Raw genomic sequence first — 15,950 nt, forward strand, 5'->3', positions numbered from 1 at the left:
ATTCTTTTTGTGTCACCTGTATCTACTTTTACATGAACCAGCCATTTTTGGACTTACAGCATATTATTCAAAGCAGGAGAACCGTAAAGCCGCCCAAAATGAACGGCGGCCTTATTCCCGATGGGCAAATAAAGGAGATGCTGGCCTTGGCAGATTGGGCCCCCACCCACGGCCACACCGAGCCTTGGCGGTTTGTGGTGTATGCCCGCGAGAAGGTGAAAGACTTTTGCCTTGCCCACGCTGAACTCTACCGGGCACATACTGCCCCAGAGAAGTTTATGGAGGTAAACTATGAAAAGCTGCTGCACATGGGCGACCAGGCCTCGCACGTGATTGTGGCCTATATGCAGCGCGGCGATTTGCCTAAGATTCCGGCACTGGAGGAGATTGCCGCTACCTCATGCGCCATCCAAAACCTGTTGCTGGGAGCCACCGCCCTGGGAATTGCTTCTTACTGGGGCTCCGGCGGCATGGCCTACAAACCAGCCATGAAAGAAATGCTGCAACTACGGGAAGAAGATACCGTGTTAGGCGTTCTGTATCTAGGCTACTCAGACCACCCTGAAACAGCCGGTAAAAGATTGACGCCCCTCCCCGAGAAAGTGCGGTGGATGTAACTTGCGGGAATCGGGCCGTAAACGGCATGGGCGCAGACGCTCGTAGGAGCTGTGCCCACTACGAGGTCTTTGGAACGAGCGGTACTACGGAGGCGGGCTTTGGAAAAAAGTACTGGCGCGAGACGCCAGTCTCGTGACACAGGATGAAACGAGTCTCCAGACTCGCCGGGAACCACCGGCACAGCAATTATAATATAAAATCGACTCCCCGCGGAAGGAGCTTCTTCCGCGGGGAGTCGATTTTTAGGGTGTTTTCCTGAAACTAGGCCGAAAACGTTATTTCTTGTTTTTGATCTCTGCCAGAAGCTTCTCGTTCAAGGCCACGTAGTCTGCGTTGCTTTCTTTTTTGGCCAGTTCAATGGATTTCTGAGCGGTGGCAGCAGCTCCTTTGTAATCTTTCAACTGTGCCTGGATTTTGGCTTGTTGGTGCAGCGTGTAGAACTTAGGGTCTTTCTCGTTGGCTTGTTTAATCCAGGTCAACGCCTGCTTCATGTCTTTGTTGTTTTCAGCGTAATAATTGGCCGCCGCCGCATACAAAGCGGGGGTTACATTGGTTCCGTTTACAACTTTCTCCTGAATCTGGCTCATTACTTTGGCATCTACCTCAGTGGTGATTTTTACCGGTACCAGGGTGTTCTCCCACATAATCTGGAGGGTGGCGCCGTTGTTGGTCAGATCGGCGAAGCCGATGGTGAATGTTTCAACTTTAGCGCTCAGTTTTTTAGGGGTCACCTTGAAACGCACCAAGTCTTCTTCGGCTTTGTAGTTGTTTCCGCCCTCGCCCCAGTGCTTGGTGTTTTTGTGGATGACTACAGTCCACTCTTTCTCCCCCGGAATGGTGTACAACGCGTACTGACCGGCCGCAACCTTATTTCCTTCCAGCATCACCTCATCTGAGAAGGTCAGTTTGGTAGAGGCATTGGCCCCGGTGCGCCACAGTTTTCCGTAGGGAGCCAGATCTCCGAAGATCTTGCGGCCTTTGGTGCTGGGGCGCGAGTACTCAACGGTTACATCAGTTAAGCCAACGGTCTGTTTCACCGTGGCGGCGGGGCTGGCAGCGGGCATCTTGATTTGAGCAGATGCTGCAGGGCCCATCAGGAACATGGCAAACGCAAGCGCCCATACCAAATTCAGGGTTAAAATCTTTTTCATGTCTTACAGTTTTAAGGCAAAATTTTCCAGGTGTAATATTAAGGAAAAGCAGCAGCATCGCCTAACAACGGAGAGTTTGTTTAACTTTTGAATTCGTAAGCTCAACAGGCAGGAGTAAGGTTCTGCAGATTGGTTTATAGCCCTGTAGCAGCGTTGATAAGGCGGTAAAAGCGCGGGCGCAGGTTCTCACTTGGGCCGTTTGCAACACAGAAGACAAAGTTTAAACAGGCTCACTTCCCCCTAAAATAAAAGGAGCGCCTTGACTTTCAAGGCGCTCCTTTTAGAGAGCTATTTTCCGTTTCAAGCCTGTTTTCTTAAAAGCAGCCCCAAAACGACCTGCTTACGGCAGCAGGAGCGAACTGTCTCCGTAGCTCAGGAAACGGTAGCCATTGGCCAGGGCGTGCTTATACACTTTCTGCCAGGAGGGGCCAATCAAGGCCGAGACCAGCAACAGCAACGTGCTTTGCGGCTGGTGGAAGTTAGTCACCAAACCGGTGCAGATTTTAAACTGGTAGCCGGGCGCAATCAGGATGTGGGTGGTGGCGTGCAGGTGGGTGAGTTTGTGGCAGTCCAGGTAGTACAGGAGAGCCTCCAGCGCTTCCTGCACTGAGAGGTTGGTGCGTACGTCATACGGAAACCATTGCGGCACGTAGAGGTCGTCTCCTTCACCGGGCAGAATGCCCAGAGAAATGCCGGTGCCCAGCCAATACAGGCTTTCCAGGGTGCGCATGGAAGTGGTGCCTACGGCGATTACCGGATGTGGGCCATGGTATAATAATTTCTCCACAAACGCACGGCTCACCGAGAGTTGCTCCCCGTGCATGTAGTGGTACTCCATCAACTCCGCTTTCACGGGTTTAAACGTGCCGGCGCCCACGTGCAGGGTTACAAAGCCGTGTTGGTGCCCTTTGGCCGCAATGTTATCCAGAACCTGGGGCGTAAAGTGTAATCCGGCGGTGGGCGCCGCTACGGCACCGGCCTCAGCGGCGTACACGGTCTGGTAACGCTCCTGGTCGCTTTCCTGGGCATCACGGTTCATGTACGGGGGCAGCGGAAGCAAACCCGCCAGCTCCAGGATCTCGGCGAAGGTTTTATGGCCGGGAGACCAGGTAAAGTGAATGGCAAATCCTTCTTCGGCGGGGGCAAGCCGTTCGGCCCAAAGCGAACCGTCGGCGGGGAAAGGGCCCAGGGGCATTTCCAGGCGGCCATCGCGCCAGCGTTTGTTGTTGCCCACCAGACACTTCCAGATAACGGAGTAGGTTTGCTGCATGGCTTGCTGCACTTCGCGCACCGGTTCCAGAGGCTCCAGACAGAATAATTCAATTGTGCCGCCCGTGGGTTTTTGAAACCGTAAACGGCCCTGTACTACTTTGGTGTCATTGAAGACCAACAGCGTGTTAGGGGGCAAGGCCGAAGGAAAATCTTTGAATTGTGCATCTGAGATGCGCCCTTTCTTATACAACAGAAGCTTAGACTGATCGCGCTGCTCTAACGGAAACTGAGCAATTCTTTCTTCCGGAAGGAGATACGAATAGTCTGAAATGGACAGTTGTCTTGGATGATTAGTAGGCATGAACGTCAAGCACTATGGAAAACAAAGATAAAGGAGCGTACCCCGGCATCACTAAATAGAAAGCAGGAAAATAGTGGTTTCCATGAAAACCAGAACTGAAACACAGATGGAAATGCGGGGGTATTTCCTATGAATGCCATTGCCCTCAAGAACATGAATAACCATACTTTGTTTAAGCTTCTTTGGTAAGGATAACTGCTGTTATTTAACCTAAGCAAAGAATGGCAATGCCTTCAAAGACAATTCTAATGGCAGAAAGGTACTCCTTTTTACTACTGTTTTCTAAAATTTGTGCTAAAAACACGGTTAAGAACAAGTTTTTCCTCAAGAAGGACTAACCGGGGCTATTTCTTCGTCATGCTCCAGGTCGCTAAGCTCCAGTTCCAGGGCTTTCACCGAGATCTGGATTTCCCATAAAGACAGCGCCATGGACACCATCAGCAAAAGCAAACCCGCCCCAAAGATGACCTCGGCCGCCGTTTGCCAGCCTGCATAGATCATGAACATGCACAGCACGCAGGAGAACATACTGGCGATCCCGAAGGCCTGCATGTTGCGGATGAGGACGAGCCTGGTTCTGAGATTCTGGATTTGCCCGTACACCAGATGGCTGTGGCTGGCCTTGTACACGTGCTTTAGATCCCTGATCAGTTTGGCCAAAGACAGAAACCGGTTGGTGAAGGCCAGCAGGAGCAGTGAAAGCGCCGGAAACAGCAGGGCAGGAGTGGTAAGCGTGATTTCCATGGCAGTGAATTAAAGCGGGGCTGAATAGGTGGTGGGCTTAGAGCCTGTTTACACTTCATCTCTGCGCTGCAAACGGCCAAAAAAAGAACCTGCGTTCATGGTTGCGTTGCCCCGTAGCGCTGCTACGCGGCTCAAAAAACGCTTCCGCAGAACCTTTCTCTGACTAGTTGAGCCAGCAAACCTCAAAAGTAAACATGCTCTTACTCTTCGGGCGAGGTGTCATCTTCGGGCTGAAACTCCAGGTCTTCGGCAATGTCCAGGGATCGGTCAATCAAATCGTCCATTTCGTCTTTGGTGGAGGCGTTGAGGGTTTCCTCAAACAAAGCCAGCACGTGTTCAGCGTCGGCGTTCACGTACAGGTCGGTGTAGAGTTCCTCAAACAGGTGGCTTTTCTTCTGGATGACCCCATCTATGCCCTGCACGGTGGTTGCCTCCAGGGCATCCTGGAGCAGGTCACGCACCTGGGCACTTTCTTCGTCGCCTCCCAGATCTGTGAGCAACTGTAACAGGGTAATCCCTACGCCTAACCGGAGGCGCTCAAACCTGAAACTCACTTCTTCCTGGCTTTTCCGGCCCGGGCGGGCCTCTTTCAACGCATCTTCCAACTCCTGGTATAACGGAGAGAGCCTCTGGTGCCACGCCGCTTCGGCGGGCGGAAAGGTGTGCGAGAGAAGCTGTTGGTAAAGAGAGGTATTCATAACACTGGCACAAAACAAATGAAACTACGGCAAGTTAGGAAAAGAAAGCGTGCGTTTTATGCCTGTTTTCGCGAAAACAGGCATAAAACGCCATTTGGGTGATAGGGAAAGTGCTGGAAAGCGGAAGCTTTGTCAAAAAAGCAGATTTCATACCTGACGTTACGCCACCTGCCGGTGGTTCCCGGGGGCCTGGAGACTCGCTCCAGAAGACCTCGCAGCGTCTTTAGACCTGCGGGTGTCTGCGCCGATAGCTCGCCAATCAGGAGATTGGCTGTCCAAGGGTGCGTAGAGCGCTCGCGCTAACTCTACGCACAACTATCAAATGGTTTTAAGCCTATTTTCTGCAAAACAGGCTTAAAACGCATCATCGGGGTTCGCCCTCTCTACGCCCATTTACAAAAATGCACGGGTCACTTATTATTTTTAATAAGAGCATGGGAGTAAGAAGGGCATTTTCCTCAGAAAAAACAAAAAAACCGATGCCTTGTCCTACGCATTATTTTGCCTAACTTACTAAGACTGAATAAGCCAGGTATGGGTATGTCTCTGCAGAACCATTCTTTCCCAGGATTTTGGATCCTTGTTTTCTGCTGCGCTATGTTTTTGTTTCCGATGCTGCTTTGGGGACAGGAACTACCGGCGGACGAGGATGGTATGAAATTTCAGTTGGGCCGGAACAGGACTAGAATACCCTTTAAACTGGTTCATAACTTGGTCATCATCCCTATTCAGATCAATAATTCCAATCCGCTCAATTTTGTGGTAGATACGGGGGTAGACAGAACCCTGCTCATGCAAATAGGGCAGTTTGACACCATCACGCTCAACAACGTAGAAAAGCTTTTCCTGCGCGGACTGGGGAGGGGAGCCGGTATTCAGGCCATGCTGTCTTCGGGCAACAGCGTCAATTTCTCTGGGGTAGAAGCCAAAAACCAGAAAGTGCTCATGCTGGAGGAAAACATCTTCAACCTATCCTCCCGGCTAGGAATGGAGGTGCACGGCATCATCGGGTACCCGCTTTTCAAAGATTTTGTGGTGGAGATTGATTACGAGCACAAAATCATGACCTTGTATAAACCCGGCACTTACCCCGAGCGGAAAGCCAGGAAAAGCTCTGTGGTGCCGCTGGAAATTGAGGCCTCCAAGCCGTACGTAAGGGCGCAGGCAAGTTTCCCAGATGGTACCAAGCATGCCTTACGGCTGATTGTGGACAGCGGCATGAGTACGTCTATGCTGCTGTACCCGCCTACCTTGCCAGACGCCAGAATACCCGAGAAAAAGATTGAGGCCTACCTGGGCCGGGGGCTGAACGGAGACATTCACGGTGAGATTGCCCGTATAGAGGCCTTGCAGCTAGGGGAATTCACGTTGCAGAAGCCACCGGCCAGCTTCCCAGATACTATGTCCATCAGGCACGCGCTGGGGCTCAACAACCGCAACGGAAACCTAGGGGCCGATGTGCTGCAGCGGTTCAAGGTGGTGTTTGACTACGCCAACTCCAGAATGCTTCTTCGGCCTAACCACAAGTTCAAGAAACCATTTTATTACAACTTAAGCGGCTTAGAGATCCTTAGCCCCATTCCAGGGTTTAATTTTTACACCATTGCCGTGGTAATGCCTAACTCTCCGGCTGAACGCGCCGGACTGGAGCCCGGCGATGCCATTCTCAGTATCAACGGCGTACAATGCATTGACCAAAGCTTGGGCGAACTACTGGAGATGTTCCAGAAATACCCTCGTAGGCGGCTACAGCTGAAAGTGAGCAGGCAGTACAAGTCTTTTGAAACCATCCTGCACCTACAGGATCTGATTTAACTTCTGTTTGGGGCCTGTTTTCCTGAAAGCAGGCCCCAAACAGGAAGCGCCTATGTAGGATTCACGAACTGATAAACAGCCGAGAAATCTTCCTGCCCATGTCCGGCTTGTTTGGCCTGCGCGAAGAGTTCTTTCACCGTGGCCAGCGTGGGCAGCGCGATGCCTTGCTCGTATGCCGTGACTGCGGCCAAGTGCAGGTCTTTGTGCAGCCATTCCAGCGGGAACTCCGGGGAGAAGTCGCGGGTGAGAAGTTTGTTTTCCTTCAGCTTCAGGAAAGGTGCGCCGCCGGGGCCGTTCAGCAAGGTCTGGCACAGCACCTCTTCGGTAATGCCCAGTGACGTGCCCAACCGCAAAGCCTCGGCGAACGCCGCCATGATCTGCCCGAAGAGCATGTTGTTGACCATTTTCATGCTGGCCCCCTGGCCGTGCGCCCCAATGTGCAGCACCGCTTTGCCCATGGTATCCAGCAACGGGCGAACTTCTTCCACATCTTTTTCCTCGCCGCCCACCAGAAATATCAATTGACCGGTCTCAGCGGGTTTAAGCGAGCCGGAAACCGGAGCATCCAAAAACCGGTGCCCCATTTTAAGGGCCGCATGTGCCATCCGTTGGCTGAACGACGGGTTTACGGTGCTGGAATCAATCCAGAGGGAGTGGCCGGGAAGTTCTTTCAGGAAGCCGTGTTGGCCTAATGCGGCTTCTTCCACCGCCTCGGGAGTGGCCAGCATGGTGAACACTACGCGGCACTGCCTTCCCACTTCTTCGGGAGTATCGGCTAAGGTAGCGCCGTTGGAAACCAATGCTTCGGCCTTCCCGGGGGTGCGGTTGTAGACCACCAACGTATGTCCTGCTTTCTGCAGATTGGCGGCCATGCGGCTGCCCATAATGCCTAATCCTATAAATCCTACGTTCATGTTTTCTGATTTTGGTGCGCACGAAAGTAGGAATTTACGGATGCAGGACGCAAGTGGTACACGCCAAGCTTCGTTTCAGGCACATTTCTTGGGAAACGGCTTTGAAACAGAAAGGCCGCTGTTTATACAAGAGCGGCCTTTCTGGTTTAAAGTAAATTCTACTTACAGCACTTTCACCTTCAAATAAGAAGGTTGCTGGGCGTTATGGTACACGCGGTGGGTGGCTTTCTGGAAATCCTCGGCTTTGGCTTCATAGATGTTGGGCACATACTTCTGCGGATTGCGGTCTACCAGCGGGAACCACGTGCTCTGCACCTGCACCATGATGCGGTGGCCTTTCTTGAAAGTATGCAGCACGTCTTGCAGCGGCACGTTCACGGGCGTCACTTGGTTTGGCGTGAACGGCTCTGGTTTCTCGTAGCTGTTTCTAAAGCGGCCGCGCATCACCTCGCTGCGCACCATCTGCTGGTACCCGCCCATTTTCACGCTGGCCGGATTATGCGCATTCTGGCGGGCGGTGTCAGGGTAGACGTCAATCAGCTTCACTACCCAGTCGGCGTCTGAGCCGGTGGTGGAGATGTTGAGCGCTGATAAAATCTCTCCCGCTAACGTAATATCTTCCGTCAGGACATCGGTTTGGTAGACTAGTACATCTGGGCGACGGCTGGCGAAACGCTGGTCATCGGTCATGTACTCGCGGGTCATGCCCACGGTGGTTTCCTCCGAGAAGGGCACGGGTTTGTTTGGGTCGCTGATGAACTCGTCAAAGCCGGTGCCACTGGTTGCGGCTGGTTGCTCGAAACTGAGTTTCCCGTTCGGCCCGAAATACAGGTTCCGTTCCTGCGTGTTTTTAGGCGGCCAGGCGGCAAACTCGCGCCAATGGTTCGCACCCGTGTTGAACATGTACGCCTCGGGCAAAGCTGGGGTACCTTTGCCGTTTTCCTTCAGGTAGTGCCGGAAGAACTTGGCCTCGATGTTGGGCCGGTAAAACTCAGACGTGTTCTGCCGAAACGAGACCTTGCCCAGGTTTTCGCCGGTAGAACGCGACCAGCCACCGTGGAACCACGGCCCCATCACGATGGTGTTGTACGTCTTCGGGTTGTTTTTCTCGATGGTTTTATACGTTTCCAAGGCCCCGAACAGGTTCTCGGCATCAAACCAGCCGCCCACGGTCATCACGGCGGGCTTGATGTTTCTCAGGTGCGGCCGGATGTTCATGGCTTGCCAGAAGGAGTCATAGTTGGGGTGCTGAATGATATCGTTCCAGAAAGAGACGTTGTTCTTTAAATACAGCGTGTTGGCGTTGCTCAGCGGCCCCATGCGCAGGAAGAAGTCATAGCCATCGGGGGTGCCGTGGTTGAAGCGTGGGGCGCCGGTAGGAGAGGGTTGCGGACGTGGTTGCCCGAACGAGGCCAGAAAGTTGAAGGCGTGGGGCAGAAAGAACGCGCCGTGGTGGTGGAAATCGTCCCAGAACCAGTCGGTGACCGGGGCTTGCGGGGAGGAGGCTTTCAGGGCAGGGTGGCTGTTTACCAGACCCACGGACGTGTAATATCCGGGGTACGAGATGCCCCACTGGCCCACACGGCCGTTGTTGTTGGGGATGTTCTTCACTAGCCAGGCGATGGCGTCATAGGTATCAGTGCTTTCGTCCCAGTCATTTTTGCCTTTTTTGGTTTTGAGAGGGGCCATGTTCACAAACGCACCTTCGCTCATGAACTTGCCGCGTACATCCTGGTAGGCGAAAATGTAGCCTTCGCGCAGCATGTCTGAAGACGGCCCGATGCTGGTTTTGTATTTGCCTTCGCCGTACGGCCCGATGGCGTAAGGCGTGCGGTTGAGCATGATGGGGTATTTCTGGTTACTGGCTTTGGGCGCGTACACGATGGTGTAGAGTTTGGTGCCGTCGCGCATGGCCACCTGGTGCTCGGTCTTGGTGTAGTTCTCCCGAATGTAGGCTGAATCTGAAAGGGTTTGGGCAGAGGCAGTAAGCGAAGGCCACAAAATGACCAACAAGAGCCATTGCCAGAGGTTTGGTTTCATACGTGTTTGTTTGGTGTGATTTGGTACGGGAAATTAGAGAATCTACCGGCGGGAGACAACATCTATTTGGGGGCTGTTTTCAGAAAAACAACCTCAAAACGGAGAACCAGCTATAAAACAGAAAAGCCCGGCATACCCGGGCTTTTCTGTTTTATAGCTTAGTACAGGCCTATTTACAGCTGTATTCAATGTTGATGACGGAAACGTCACCGTTCTGAGATGTTCTGGTGGTCTTGGTGGGGTACCCGTTTTCGTTGAAAACATACACATTGGAGAAAGAAAGATCTTTGTCAACGGTGTTCCCTTCTCTGCGAATCTCGGTCAGCACATTGTTCTCCCCGGCAGGGTTCATGCTGGGAATACCCACAAAGAGGTTTTGAAAAGCGGAGGTAGGGCTGTTTTTTGTATCATAGGTGTAGTCTGTGGTGCTTTGGACAACCGTAGACTCATCTTCTTCCGTAGCAGGATTGTCGTAGTATACTTTTGCTTTCAGCACATTTCCTTTGGAATCATACTCATAGGTGGTGAATCCCGTGGAAATAAAGGTGGGGTCTTCCCCTTCCTCTTCAGACGGGAATGCCAGGAAGTAGGAGGTTTTAGAGATGCGGTTATTGGTATATTCAAATTCAGATATCTGGGCGGCTCCCCCAAGATCTGAAGACGACAAAAGAGTGCCAATCAATCTGCCTTGCTCGTCATACAAATACTCTAAGCCTCCTTCTTCACCGTCTCCAAAGATCATCTTGGAGGGCTTTCCGGCTTTGTTGCCATTGGAGTGGTACTGAACCGTTACGGTGCCGTACTCTTCGTTTGTGAAATTGGCAATCTTATCATTAGTGTAGGTGATAGTGGCAAAACCCTCATCATCAGTTAGTTTAACCGGTTGGCAAGATTTGATGCCGGTGATGGGGTCTGTGTCTTCATCTTCAGAACAGGAGCCTAAAACAAACAGAGAAAGAGCAAAGAAGATGGAAAGTAATTTGGGGAATTTCATGGTAGTGTAAAATTGAGTAAGAAGTGAATTGTCTTTTTTTGAATGAGATGCAAAGCGCTTTTATGCATTTTCAAGAGTATAGACACAGTGACTTCTCTTTACCCCTAATGCTATCCCAACTTTTTTTAGTTATATTTATCTGTAGCAACATCTGTATAATCTAAAGGCGACAGAAGCAGGAGAGGTGGAATGAAATCCTCTTCGCCATCCAACCATGATCTGCCCTGAAATAAAAAGCAGATTCTTTTACCAGCCGTAGGAGGGTTTAGGGGAAAGCGTTTTTAGGGTATTTTTTAAAAAACAGCCCCAAAACGCACCTGCCGCACCTTATTCTTTCGCCTATTTTTTTAAACTTTGGAGATTGCGTAACACCCGGGTTCCGCGTACACAAGCCAATCATTATGTTGAAATCATTCGTAAAGCATGCCCTTTGTCTGGGGGGGCTTTTCTATGGGATGTCGGTGGGCCACGCCCAGACAATCCCCTTGCAGACGCCAGAGCAATTCCTGGGCTACCGTCTGGGCGACCAGTTTACCTACCACGCCCGCATTGTAGACTACGTGCGGTATCTGGCCAGCCAGAACCCGGGCAAGATGCAGGTGCAGACCTACGGCCAGACCTATGAGAAACGGCCGCTGCTGCTCGCCACCATCTCCTCCCCGGCCAACATGCAGCGCCTGGAGGAAATCAGAACCAATAACCTGAAGAATACCGGCCTCCTGAGCGGTCAGCCTACCGGAGGGAAGCAACCGGCCATTGTGTGGCTCAGCTACAACATTCACGGAAATGAATCTGTCTCCTCTGAGGCCGTGCTGCAGGTGTTGTATGACTTGCTGGACCCCAACAACGCCCAAACCCAGAAGTGGCTGGAGAATACGGTGGTGATGCTTGACCCATGTGTGAATCCCGATGGCCGCGAACGCTACACCCAGTGGTACAACCGGGTTCGCAACCAGACCCCCAATGCCTCGCCGTACGCCTGGGAGCACCAGGAGCCCTGGCCGGGTGGGCGGCCCAACCATTATTACTTTGACCTAAACCGCGACTGGGCCTGGCAAACGCAGATTGAGTCCAAGCAGCGCGCCGTAGTCTACAACCAGTGGATGCCGCAACTGCACGCCGATTTCCACGAGCAGGGCGTAGATAACCCGTATTATTTTGCGCCCTCGGCGAAGCCCTACCACGATGCCATCACGCCGTGGCAGCGCGAGTTCCAGGGCATCATCGGTGATTACAACCGCAAGTACTTTGACAAAAACAACTGGCTGTACTTCACGCGCGAGAGCTTTGATTTGTTTTATCCCAGCTACGGCGATACCTGGCCCACCTACCAGGGCGCCATTGCGATGACCTACGAACAAGGCGGGTCGGGCCGGGCCGGAGTGGTCATCCAGAAATCCGACGGCGACAGCCTGACCTTGCGCCAGCGCATCGCTCACCACCACGCCGCCAGCCTGGCCACGGTAGAAGCCATCTCTGACAAAACCGACCAGGTGGTAACCGAATTCAAGAAGTTTTACGCTGATGCCCAAGCCAAACCCTTCGGGCAGTACCGCAGCTACGTGTTCAAGGTGAAAGGCGAGGAAGGCCGCATCAAAGACCTGACCGATTATCTGGAGCGGCAGCAAATCCGGTACGGGTATGCCAAAGCCGCCGGAAGCAGCAAGGGCTTTAATTACCAGACCGGCAAAACCGAATCGGTGAAGTACGAGAGTGGGGATTTGGTCATCAGTGCGTATCAACCCAAATCTACCTTGCTGAACGTGCTGTTTGAGCCCTCGGCCCGCCTGGAAGACTCCGTGACGTATGACATTACCGCGTGGTCGTTGCCCTACGCCTATGGCTTAAAAGGAGCCGCGTTTACGGGCCGAATTTCCCTAAACGAGGCCAAACCAGCCACCGCAGCCATCACCAACACAGCGGCCCCGGCGGCGTACGCGTACCTGGCGAAATGGAACGGCGTGCAAGACCTGAAGTTTCTGGCCGCCTTGCTGAGATCAAAAGTGCGCGTGCGCTACTCTGAGGTGCCTTTTGAGCAGAACAAGGTGAAATACGCGCCAGGAACGCTCATCATCACACGCACCGGCAACGAAGGCTTAGGCGCTAAATTTGACCAACTGGTGACCCGCGCCGCCGATTCACTGGGCATCCAGCTGGCATCTACCACCACCGGCTTTGTGACCAACGGCGCCGATTTCGGGTCGCGCAGCATCCGGTACGTGAAGGCACCCCGTGTGGCCTTGCTCACCGGCGAAGGCGTGTCGGCGTACGGTTTCGGGGAAATCTGGCACTACTTTGAGCAGCAGATTGGCTATCCAGTCACGGTGCTGGGCGGCGACTATTTCGCCAACGTGCCGCTCACGGAGTTTGACGTGCTCATTCTGCCCACCGGCAACTACGGCCGCATTCTGGAAGAGAAAACCCTGACCAAAGTGAAAGACTGGGTACGCGCCGGCGGCAAACTGATCGCCCTGGAAAGCGCCGTCACCTTTCTAGCTGACAAACCAGACTTCGCGGTCAAGAAGAAAACCGTTGATACCACTAACGCCAAAAAAGGCCCTTCGGCCGATGACCTGAAAAAGTATGGCAACCGCGAGCGCGAATCCATTTCTGAGGAAGTGCAGGGCAGTGTGTTCAGAATCAACCTGGACAACACCCATCCGCTGGCCTTCGGTTACGGCACCACCTATCCGGCCTTAATCAGAACCAGTACCTTGCCGCAGTTCCTGCAAGACGGCTGGAACGTGGGCGTGGTGAAAAATGAAGCGCCCGCCACCGGCTTTGTGGGCTCCAAAGTGCAGCGCAACCTGCAGAACGGCCTGGTGCTGGGCGTGCAGGAATTGGGCCGCGGACAAGTGGTGTACCTGGTGGACAATCCGTTGTTCAGAGCGTTCTGGCAAGGCGGTAAGCTGATGTTCGGGAATGCCGTGTTCCTGGTGGGGCAGTAAGCAAGCGTAAAAAGAACTTTCAGTTGCTTTTATACGTATTAAATTATATAATTTTACACGTATGGATACTAAGCTAACGTTGCTACTAGACAAGGATATTATTGAAAGAGCTAAGTTGTATGCCTCTACCAAAAAGACCAGTTTATCAAAGTTGATAGAGTCTTACCTGGACAGAATTACGGCAGAAGAAAAATCGAAGGAAGAAATTTCCCCTTTGGTAAAAAGCCTTTCAGGCGTTATCTCTATTCCTGAAAATTCTAGTCATAAAGATGCGTATGCTAGCCATTTAGCAAAAAAATATCTGAATGACTAAGGTATTCATTGACACCGATGTCTGTCTGGATTTATTAGCCCAAAGGGAGCCTCATTATGCCTACGCGGCTACTTTGTTCACGTTGGCAGATAAAGGCGAACTTACCTTATTTGTCTCTTCCCTTTCTTTCTCAAATCTAAACTACCTGCTTTCCAGACAGTTTTCTATGCCGGAGGCGAGAAGGGTTTTAAGCAAGTTCAAAGTATTGGTGCAAGTTCTACCTGTTGATGATAAAGTGATTGAGTTAGCGTTACATTCTGATTTTAAAGATTTTGAAGATGCCATTCAGTACTTCACAGCTATAGAAGCAGGCTTGACCACGTTACTGACTAGAAATATAAAAGATTATAAGAAAGCTGAAATAACGGTACAAACGCCAGAGCTTTACGTGCAGACAAGGGGTAATTAGAATAGCCTAGTTACTACGGCGTAATCAATCAAACAGGAACGCCCGCCACTTGCGGGCGTTCCTGTTTATGAGCCATTTTTTAGGAAACAGCCTCAAAAGACGTTTGTGCGTATGAAACTTCAATGGTTTCCTTCTAAATTTAGAAGCGAAATCCATGAACCGCTAACCCGATACCCTATGCACTCTGCGTTCAAACTTGCGTCCGTTCTTCTGGTGGGCCTTGTCAGCCTGACCAATTGTACCAAAACGGCTTCCTCCACGGCTAATCAAGCCGGGAGTGCTCCTTTAGCGACGGAACAGCAGTTAACCAGTGCGCAGGTAGCCGATGCCCGCAGCAACTACGTCAATTATTGCGGCGGGTGTCACGGGCGGGAATTGGAGACGTTCGTGAACCGCAAGTGGCAGCACGGGAATTCGCCCGAGGCGATGTTCAAAAGCATCAAGCACGGCTACCCCGACCAAGGCATGCCCGCTTACGCCAGCACCTTCTCTGATGCGCAAATCACCCAATTGGTCAGCTTCATCCAGCAGGGAGTGGTGGCCCAGAAAGACAAGCCCAAGGACAAAACCAACGCCACGGTGCACCGCTCAGAGAAACTCAACTTCCAATTGGAAACCGTCTTGACCGGCATAGATGTGCCCTGGGCGATGGCGTTCCTGCCCAACGGCGACATGCTGGTCACCGAGCGGTCCGGCACCTTGTACCGCCTCACCCAGAACCGAGATTTAGTTAAGATTGAAGGCTCACCCGAGGTGCTGGCGCAAGGCCAGGGCGGTTTGCTGGATGTCAAGCTGCACCCGGATTTTGCCAAGAACAACACGATTTTCCTTTCTTATTCGGCGGTCAAAAAAGATGGGGGGCAGACGCTTTCTACCACCGCCATCATGCGCGCCCGCCTGGACGGCAACAGCCTGAAAGACCAGAAGGTGATTTTCGAGGCGCAGCCGTACGCCAGAACCCGCCACCACTACGGCAGCCGCATCGAGTTCGGGAAAGATGGCTTGCTGTATTTCACCATGGGCGACAGGGGCGGCACCAAAGTGAATCCGCAGAACCTGACCGTACACGCCGGTAAAACCCACCGCATCAAAGAAGACGGCTCCATCCCCGCCGATAATCCCTTCGTGAACCAGGCAGGCGCCATGCCGTCCATCTTCACCTTCGGGAACCGAAATGCCCAGGGCATGGCCCGCCACCCCGCTACCAAAGAACTATGGCTGCACGAGCACGGCCCCAGAGGCGGCGACGAGGTGAACATCATCAAAAAAGGCGCTAACTACGGCTGGGCCGATGTCACGCACGGCATTGACTATAACGGCACCAAAATCTCTGACCTGAAACAGAAAGCCGGCATCACCGACCCTATCAAAATCTGGGTGCCGTCCATCGCCCCCTCGGGGATGGCGTTTGTGACCGGAAACCGCTACAAAGGGTGGGAGGGCAGCCTGCTGGTAGGTTCGCTCAGCTTCAAGTTTTTGAGCCGCTTAGACGTGAAAGGAAACACCATTGTCAAGGAAGAGCGCCTGCTCCAGGACATCGGTCGGGTGCGCGATGTGCGCGTGAGTCCCGATGGGTACGTGTACATTGCGGTAGAGAACCCAGGCGTCATCTACCGGTTGGTGCCGGTCAAGGAATAGGGCACAATAAGAGTTCTAGTACCTAATGGTCTGCGTTTTTGGCCTGTTTTCAGGAAAAGGGAAGCAAACTGCCTTTGCGTAAGGGAGCCCCTGAT

Annotated in this window: 13 protein-coding genes; 6 read left to right on the forward strand and 7 right to left on the reverse strand. The window is 52.6% G+C overall.

From position 1 onward, the window contains the following. Window positions 1-32 precede the first annotated feature (32 nt). The gene (locus HHO50_RS10120) at window positions 33-617 is read left to right on the forward strand and encodes a nitroreductase (RefSeq protein ID WP_181305895.1); all 585 of its coding nucleotides are present in this window, start codon (window positions 33-35) and stop codon (window positions 615-617) included. A gap of 276 nt (window positions 618-893) precedes the next feature. On the opposite strand, the gene HHO50_RS10125 is transcribed toward HHO50_RS10120, so the two are convergent. From HHO50_RS10125 to HHO50_RS10140, 4 genes are all read right to left on the reverse strand, one after another. Next, the gene (locus HHO50_RS10125) at window positions 894-1,769 is read right to left on the reverse strand and encodes a DUF2911 domain-containing protein (protein WP_181305896.1); all 876 of its coding nucleotides are present in this window, start codon (window positions 1,767-1,769) and stop codon (window positions 894-896) included. A gap of 340 nt (window positions 1,770-2,109) precedes the next feature. Then, entirely contained in the window at window positions 2,110-3,342 is a 1,233-nt protein-coding gene (locus tag HHO50_RS10130) for an S-adenosylmethionine:tRNA ribosyltransferase-isomerase (RefSeq protein ID WP_181305897.1), read from the reverse strand. 324 nt (window positions 3,343-3,666) lie between these two features. Continuing rightward, window positions 3,667-4,086 (reverse strand): DUF2721 domain-containing protein, encoded by a 420-nt coding sequence (locus HHO50_RS10135; protein ID WP_181305898.1) that lies wholly within the window; start codon window positions 4,084-4,086, stop codon window positions 3,667-3,669. Between the two features lie 200 nt (window positions 4,087-4,286). Further along, the gene (locus tag HHO50_RS10140) at window positions 4,287-4,784 is read right to left on the reverse strand and encodes a hypothetical protein (RefSeq protein ID WP_181305899.1); all 498 of its coding nucleotides are present in this window, start codon (window positions 4,782-4,784) and stop codon (window positions 4,287-4,289) included. Between the two features lie 597 nt (window positions 4,785-5,381). Between HHO50_RS10140 and HHO50_RS10145 the strand changes: the two genes are divergently transcribed. After that, on the forward strand, window positions 5,382-6,599 hold the full coding sequence (locus HHO50_RS10145; protein ID WP_181305900.1) for an aspartyl protease family protein: 1,218 nt from the start codon (window positions 5,382-5,384) through the stop codon (window positions 6,597-6,599). A 50-nt stretch (window positions 6,600-6,649) separates the two neighbouring features. On the opposite strand, the gene HHO50_RS10150 is transcribed toward HHO50_RS10145, so the two are convergent. The 3 genes from HHO50_RS10150 to HHO50_RS10160 all read right to left on the reverse strand — a co-directional run bounded on the left by HHO50_RS10150 (window position 6,650) and on the right by HHO50_RS10160 (window position 10,547). Continuing rightward, window positions 6,650-7,513 (reverse strand): NAD(P)-dependent oxidoreductase, encoded by an 864-nt coding sequence (locus HHO50_RS10150; RefSeq protein ID WP_181305901.1) that lies wholly within the window; start codon window positions 7,511-7,513, stop codon window positions 6,650-6,652. A 162-nt stretch (window positions 7,514-7,675) separates the two neighbouring features. Continuing rightward, entirely contained in the window at window positions 7,676-9,553 is a 1,878-nt protein-coding gene (locus HHO50_RS10155; protein ID WP_181305902.1) for a CocE/NonD family hydrolase, read from the reverse strand. A 169-nt stretch (window positions 9,554-9,722) separates the two neighbouring features. Beyond that, window positions 9,723-10,547 carry a hypothetical protein gene (locus tag HHO50_RS10160; protein WP_181305903.1) on the reverse strand — a complete coding sequence of 275 codons (825 nt, stop codon included), beginning with the start codon at window positions 10,545-10,547 and terminating at the stop codon, window positions 9,723-9,725. Between the two features lie 401 nt (window positions 10,548-10,948). Here HHO50_RS10160 and HHO50_RS10165 point away from each other — a divergent pair, with 401 nt between their 5' ends. The 4 genes from HHO50_RS10165 to HHO50_RS10180 all read left to right on the forward strand — a co-directional run bounded on the left by HHO50_RS10165 (window position 10,949) and on the right by HHO50_RS10180 (window position 15,855). Then, window positions 10,949-13,495: a M14 family metallopeptidase gene (locus HHO50_RS10165; RefSeq protein WP_255478674.1), complete on the forward strand. Its 2,547-nt coding sequence runs from the start codon at window positions 10,949-10,951 to the stop codon at window positions 13,493-13,495. Between the two features lie 61 nt (window positions 13,496-13,556). Next, a complete protein-coding gene (locus tag HHO50_RS10170; protein WP_181305904.1) occupies window positions 13,557-13,808 on the forward strand; it encodes a DUF6364 family protein in 252 nt (83 codons plus the stop codon). After that, window positions 13,801-14,217 carry a PIN domain-containing protein gene (locus tag HHO50_RS10175; RefSeq protein ID WP_181305905.1) on the forward strand — a complete coding sequence of 139 codons (417 nt, stop codon included), beginning with the start codon at window positions 13,801-13,803 and terminating at the stop codon, window positions 14,215-14,217. Before HHO50_RS10170 ends, HHO50_RS10175 begins: the two co-directional genes overlap by 8 nt. A 177-nt stretch (window positions 14,218-14,394) precedes the next feature. Beyond that, entirely contained in the window at window positions 14,395-15,855 is a 1,461-nt protein-coding gene (locus HHO50_RS10180) for a PQQ-dependent sugar dehydrogenase (protein ID WP_181305906.1), read from the forward strand. The last annotated feature ends 95 nt before the right edge of the window (window positions 15,856-15,950 follow it).

The organism is Rufibacter sp. XAAS-G3-1 (genome assembly GCF_013623775.1).
GTDB lineage: Bacteria > Bacteroidota > Bacteroidia > Cytophagales > Hymenobacteraceae > Nibribacter.

Excerpts from the sequence above, each read along its gene's own strand:
- HHO50_RS10155 (WP_181305902.1), bottom strand. The coding sequence starts at position 9,553 with ATGAAACCAAACCTCTGGCAATGGCTCTTGTTGGTCATTTTGTGGCCT.
- HHO50_RS10175 (WP_181305905.1), top strand. The coding sequence starts at position 13,801 with ATGACTAAGGTATTCATTGACACCGATGTCTGTCTGGATTTATTAGCC.
- HHO50_RS10165 (WP_255478674.1), top strand. The coding sequence starts at position 10,949 with ATGTTGAAATCATTCGTAAAGCATGCCCTTTGTCTGGGGGGGCTTTTC.
- HHO50_RS10130 (WP_181305897.1), bottom strand. The coding sequence starts at position 3,342 with ATGCCTACTAATCATCCAAGACAACTGTCCATTTCAGACTATTCGTAT.
- HHO50_RS10150 (WP_181305901.1), bottom strand. The coding sequence starts at position 7,513 with ATGAACGTAGGATTTATAGGATTAGGCATTATGGGCAGCCGCATGGCC.
- HHO50_RS10120 (WP_181305895.1), top strand. The coding sequence starts at position 33 with ATGAACCAGCCATTTTTGGACTTACAGCATATTATTCAAAGCAGGAGA.
- HHO50_RS10160 (WP_181305903.1), bottom strand. The coding sequence starts at position 10,547 with ATGAAATTCCCCAAATTACTTTCCATCTTCTTTGCTCTTTCTCTGTTT.
- HHO50_RS10125 (WP_181305896.1), bottom strand. The coding sequence starts at position 1,769 with ATGAAAAAGATTTTAACCCTGAATTTGGTATGGGCGCTTGCGTTTGCC.
- HHO50_RS10180 (WP_181305906.1), top strand. The coding sequence starts at position 14,395 with ATGCACTCTGCGTTCAAACTTGCGTCCGTTCTTCTGGTGGGCCTTGTC.
- HHO50_RS10145 (WP_181305900.1), top strand. The coding sequence starts at position 5,382 with ATGTTTTTGTTTCCGATGCTGCTTTGGGGACAGGAACTACCGGCGGAC.
- HHO50_RS10135 (WP_181305898.1), bottom strand. The coding sequence starts at position 4,086 with ATGGAAATCACGCTTACCACTCCTGCCCTGCTGTTTCCGGCGCTTTCA.
- HHO50_RS10170 (WP_181305904.1), top strand. The coding sequence starts at position 13,557 with ATGGATACTAAGCTAACGTTGCTACTAGACAAGGATATTATTGAAAGA.
- HHO50_RS10140 (WP_181305899.1), bottom strand. The coding sequence starts at position 4,784 with ATGAATACCTCTCTTTACCAACAGCTTCTCTCGCACACCTTTCCGCCC.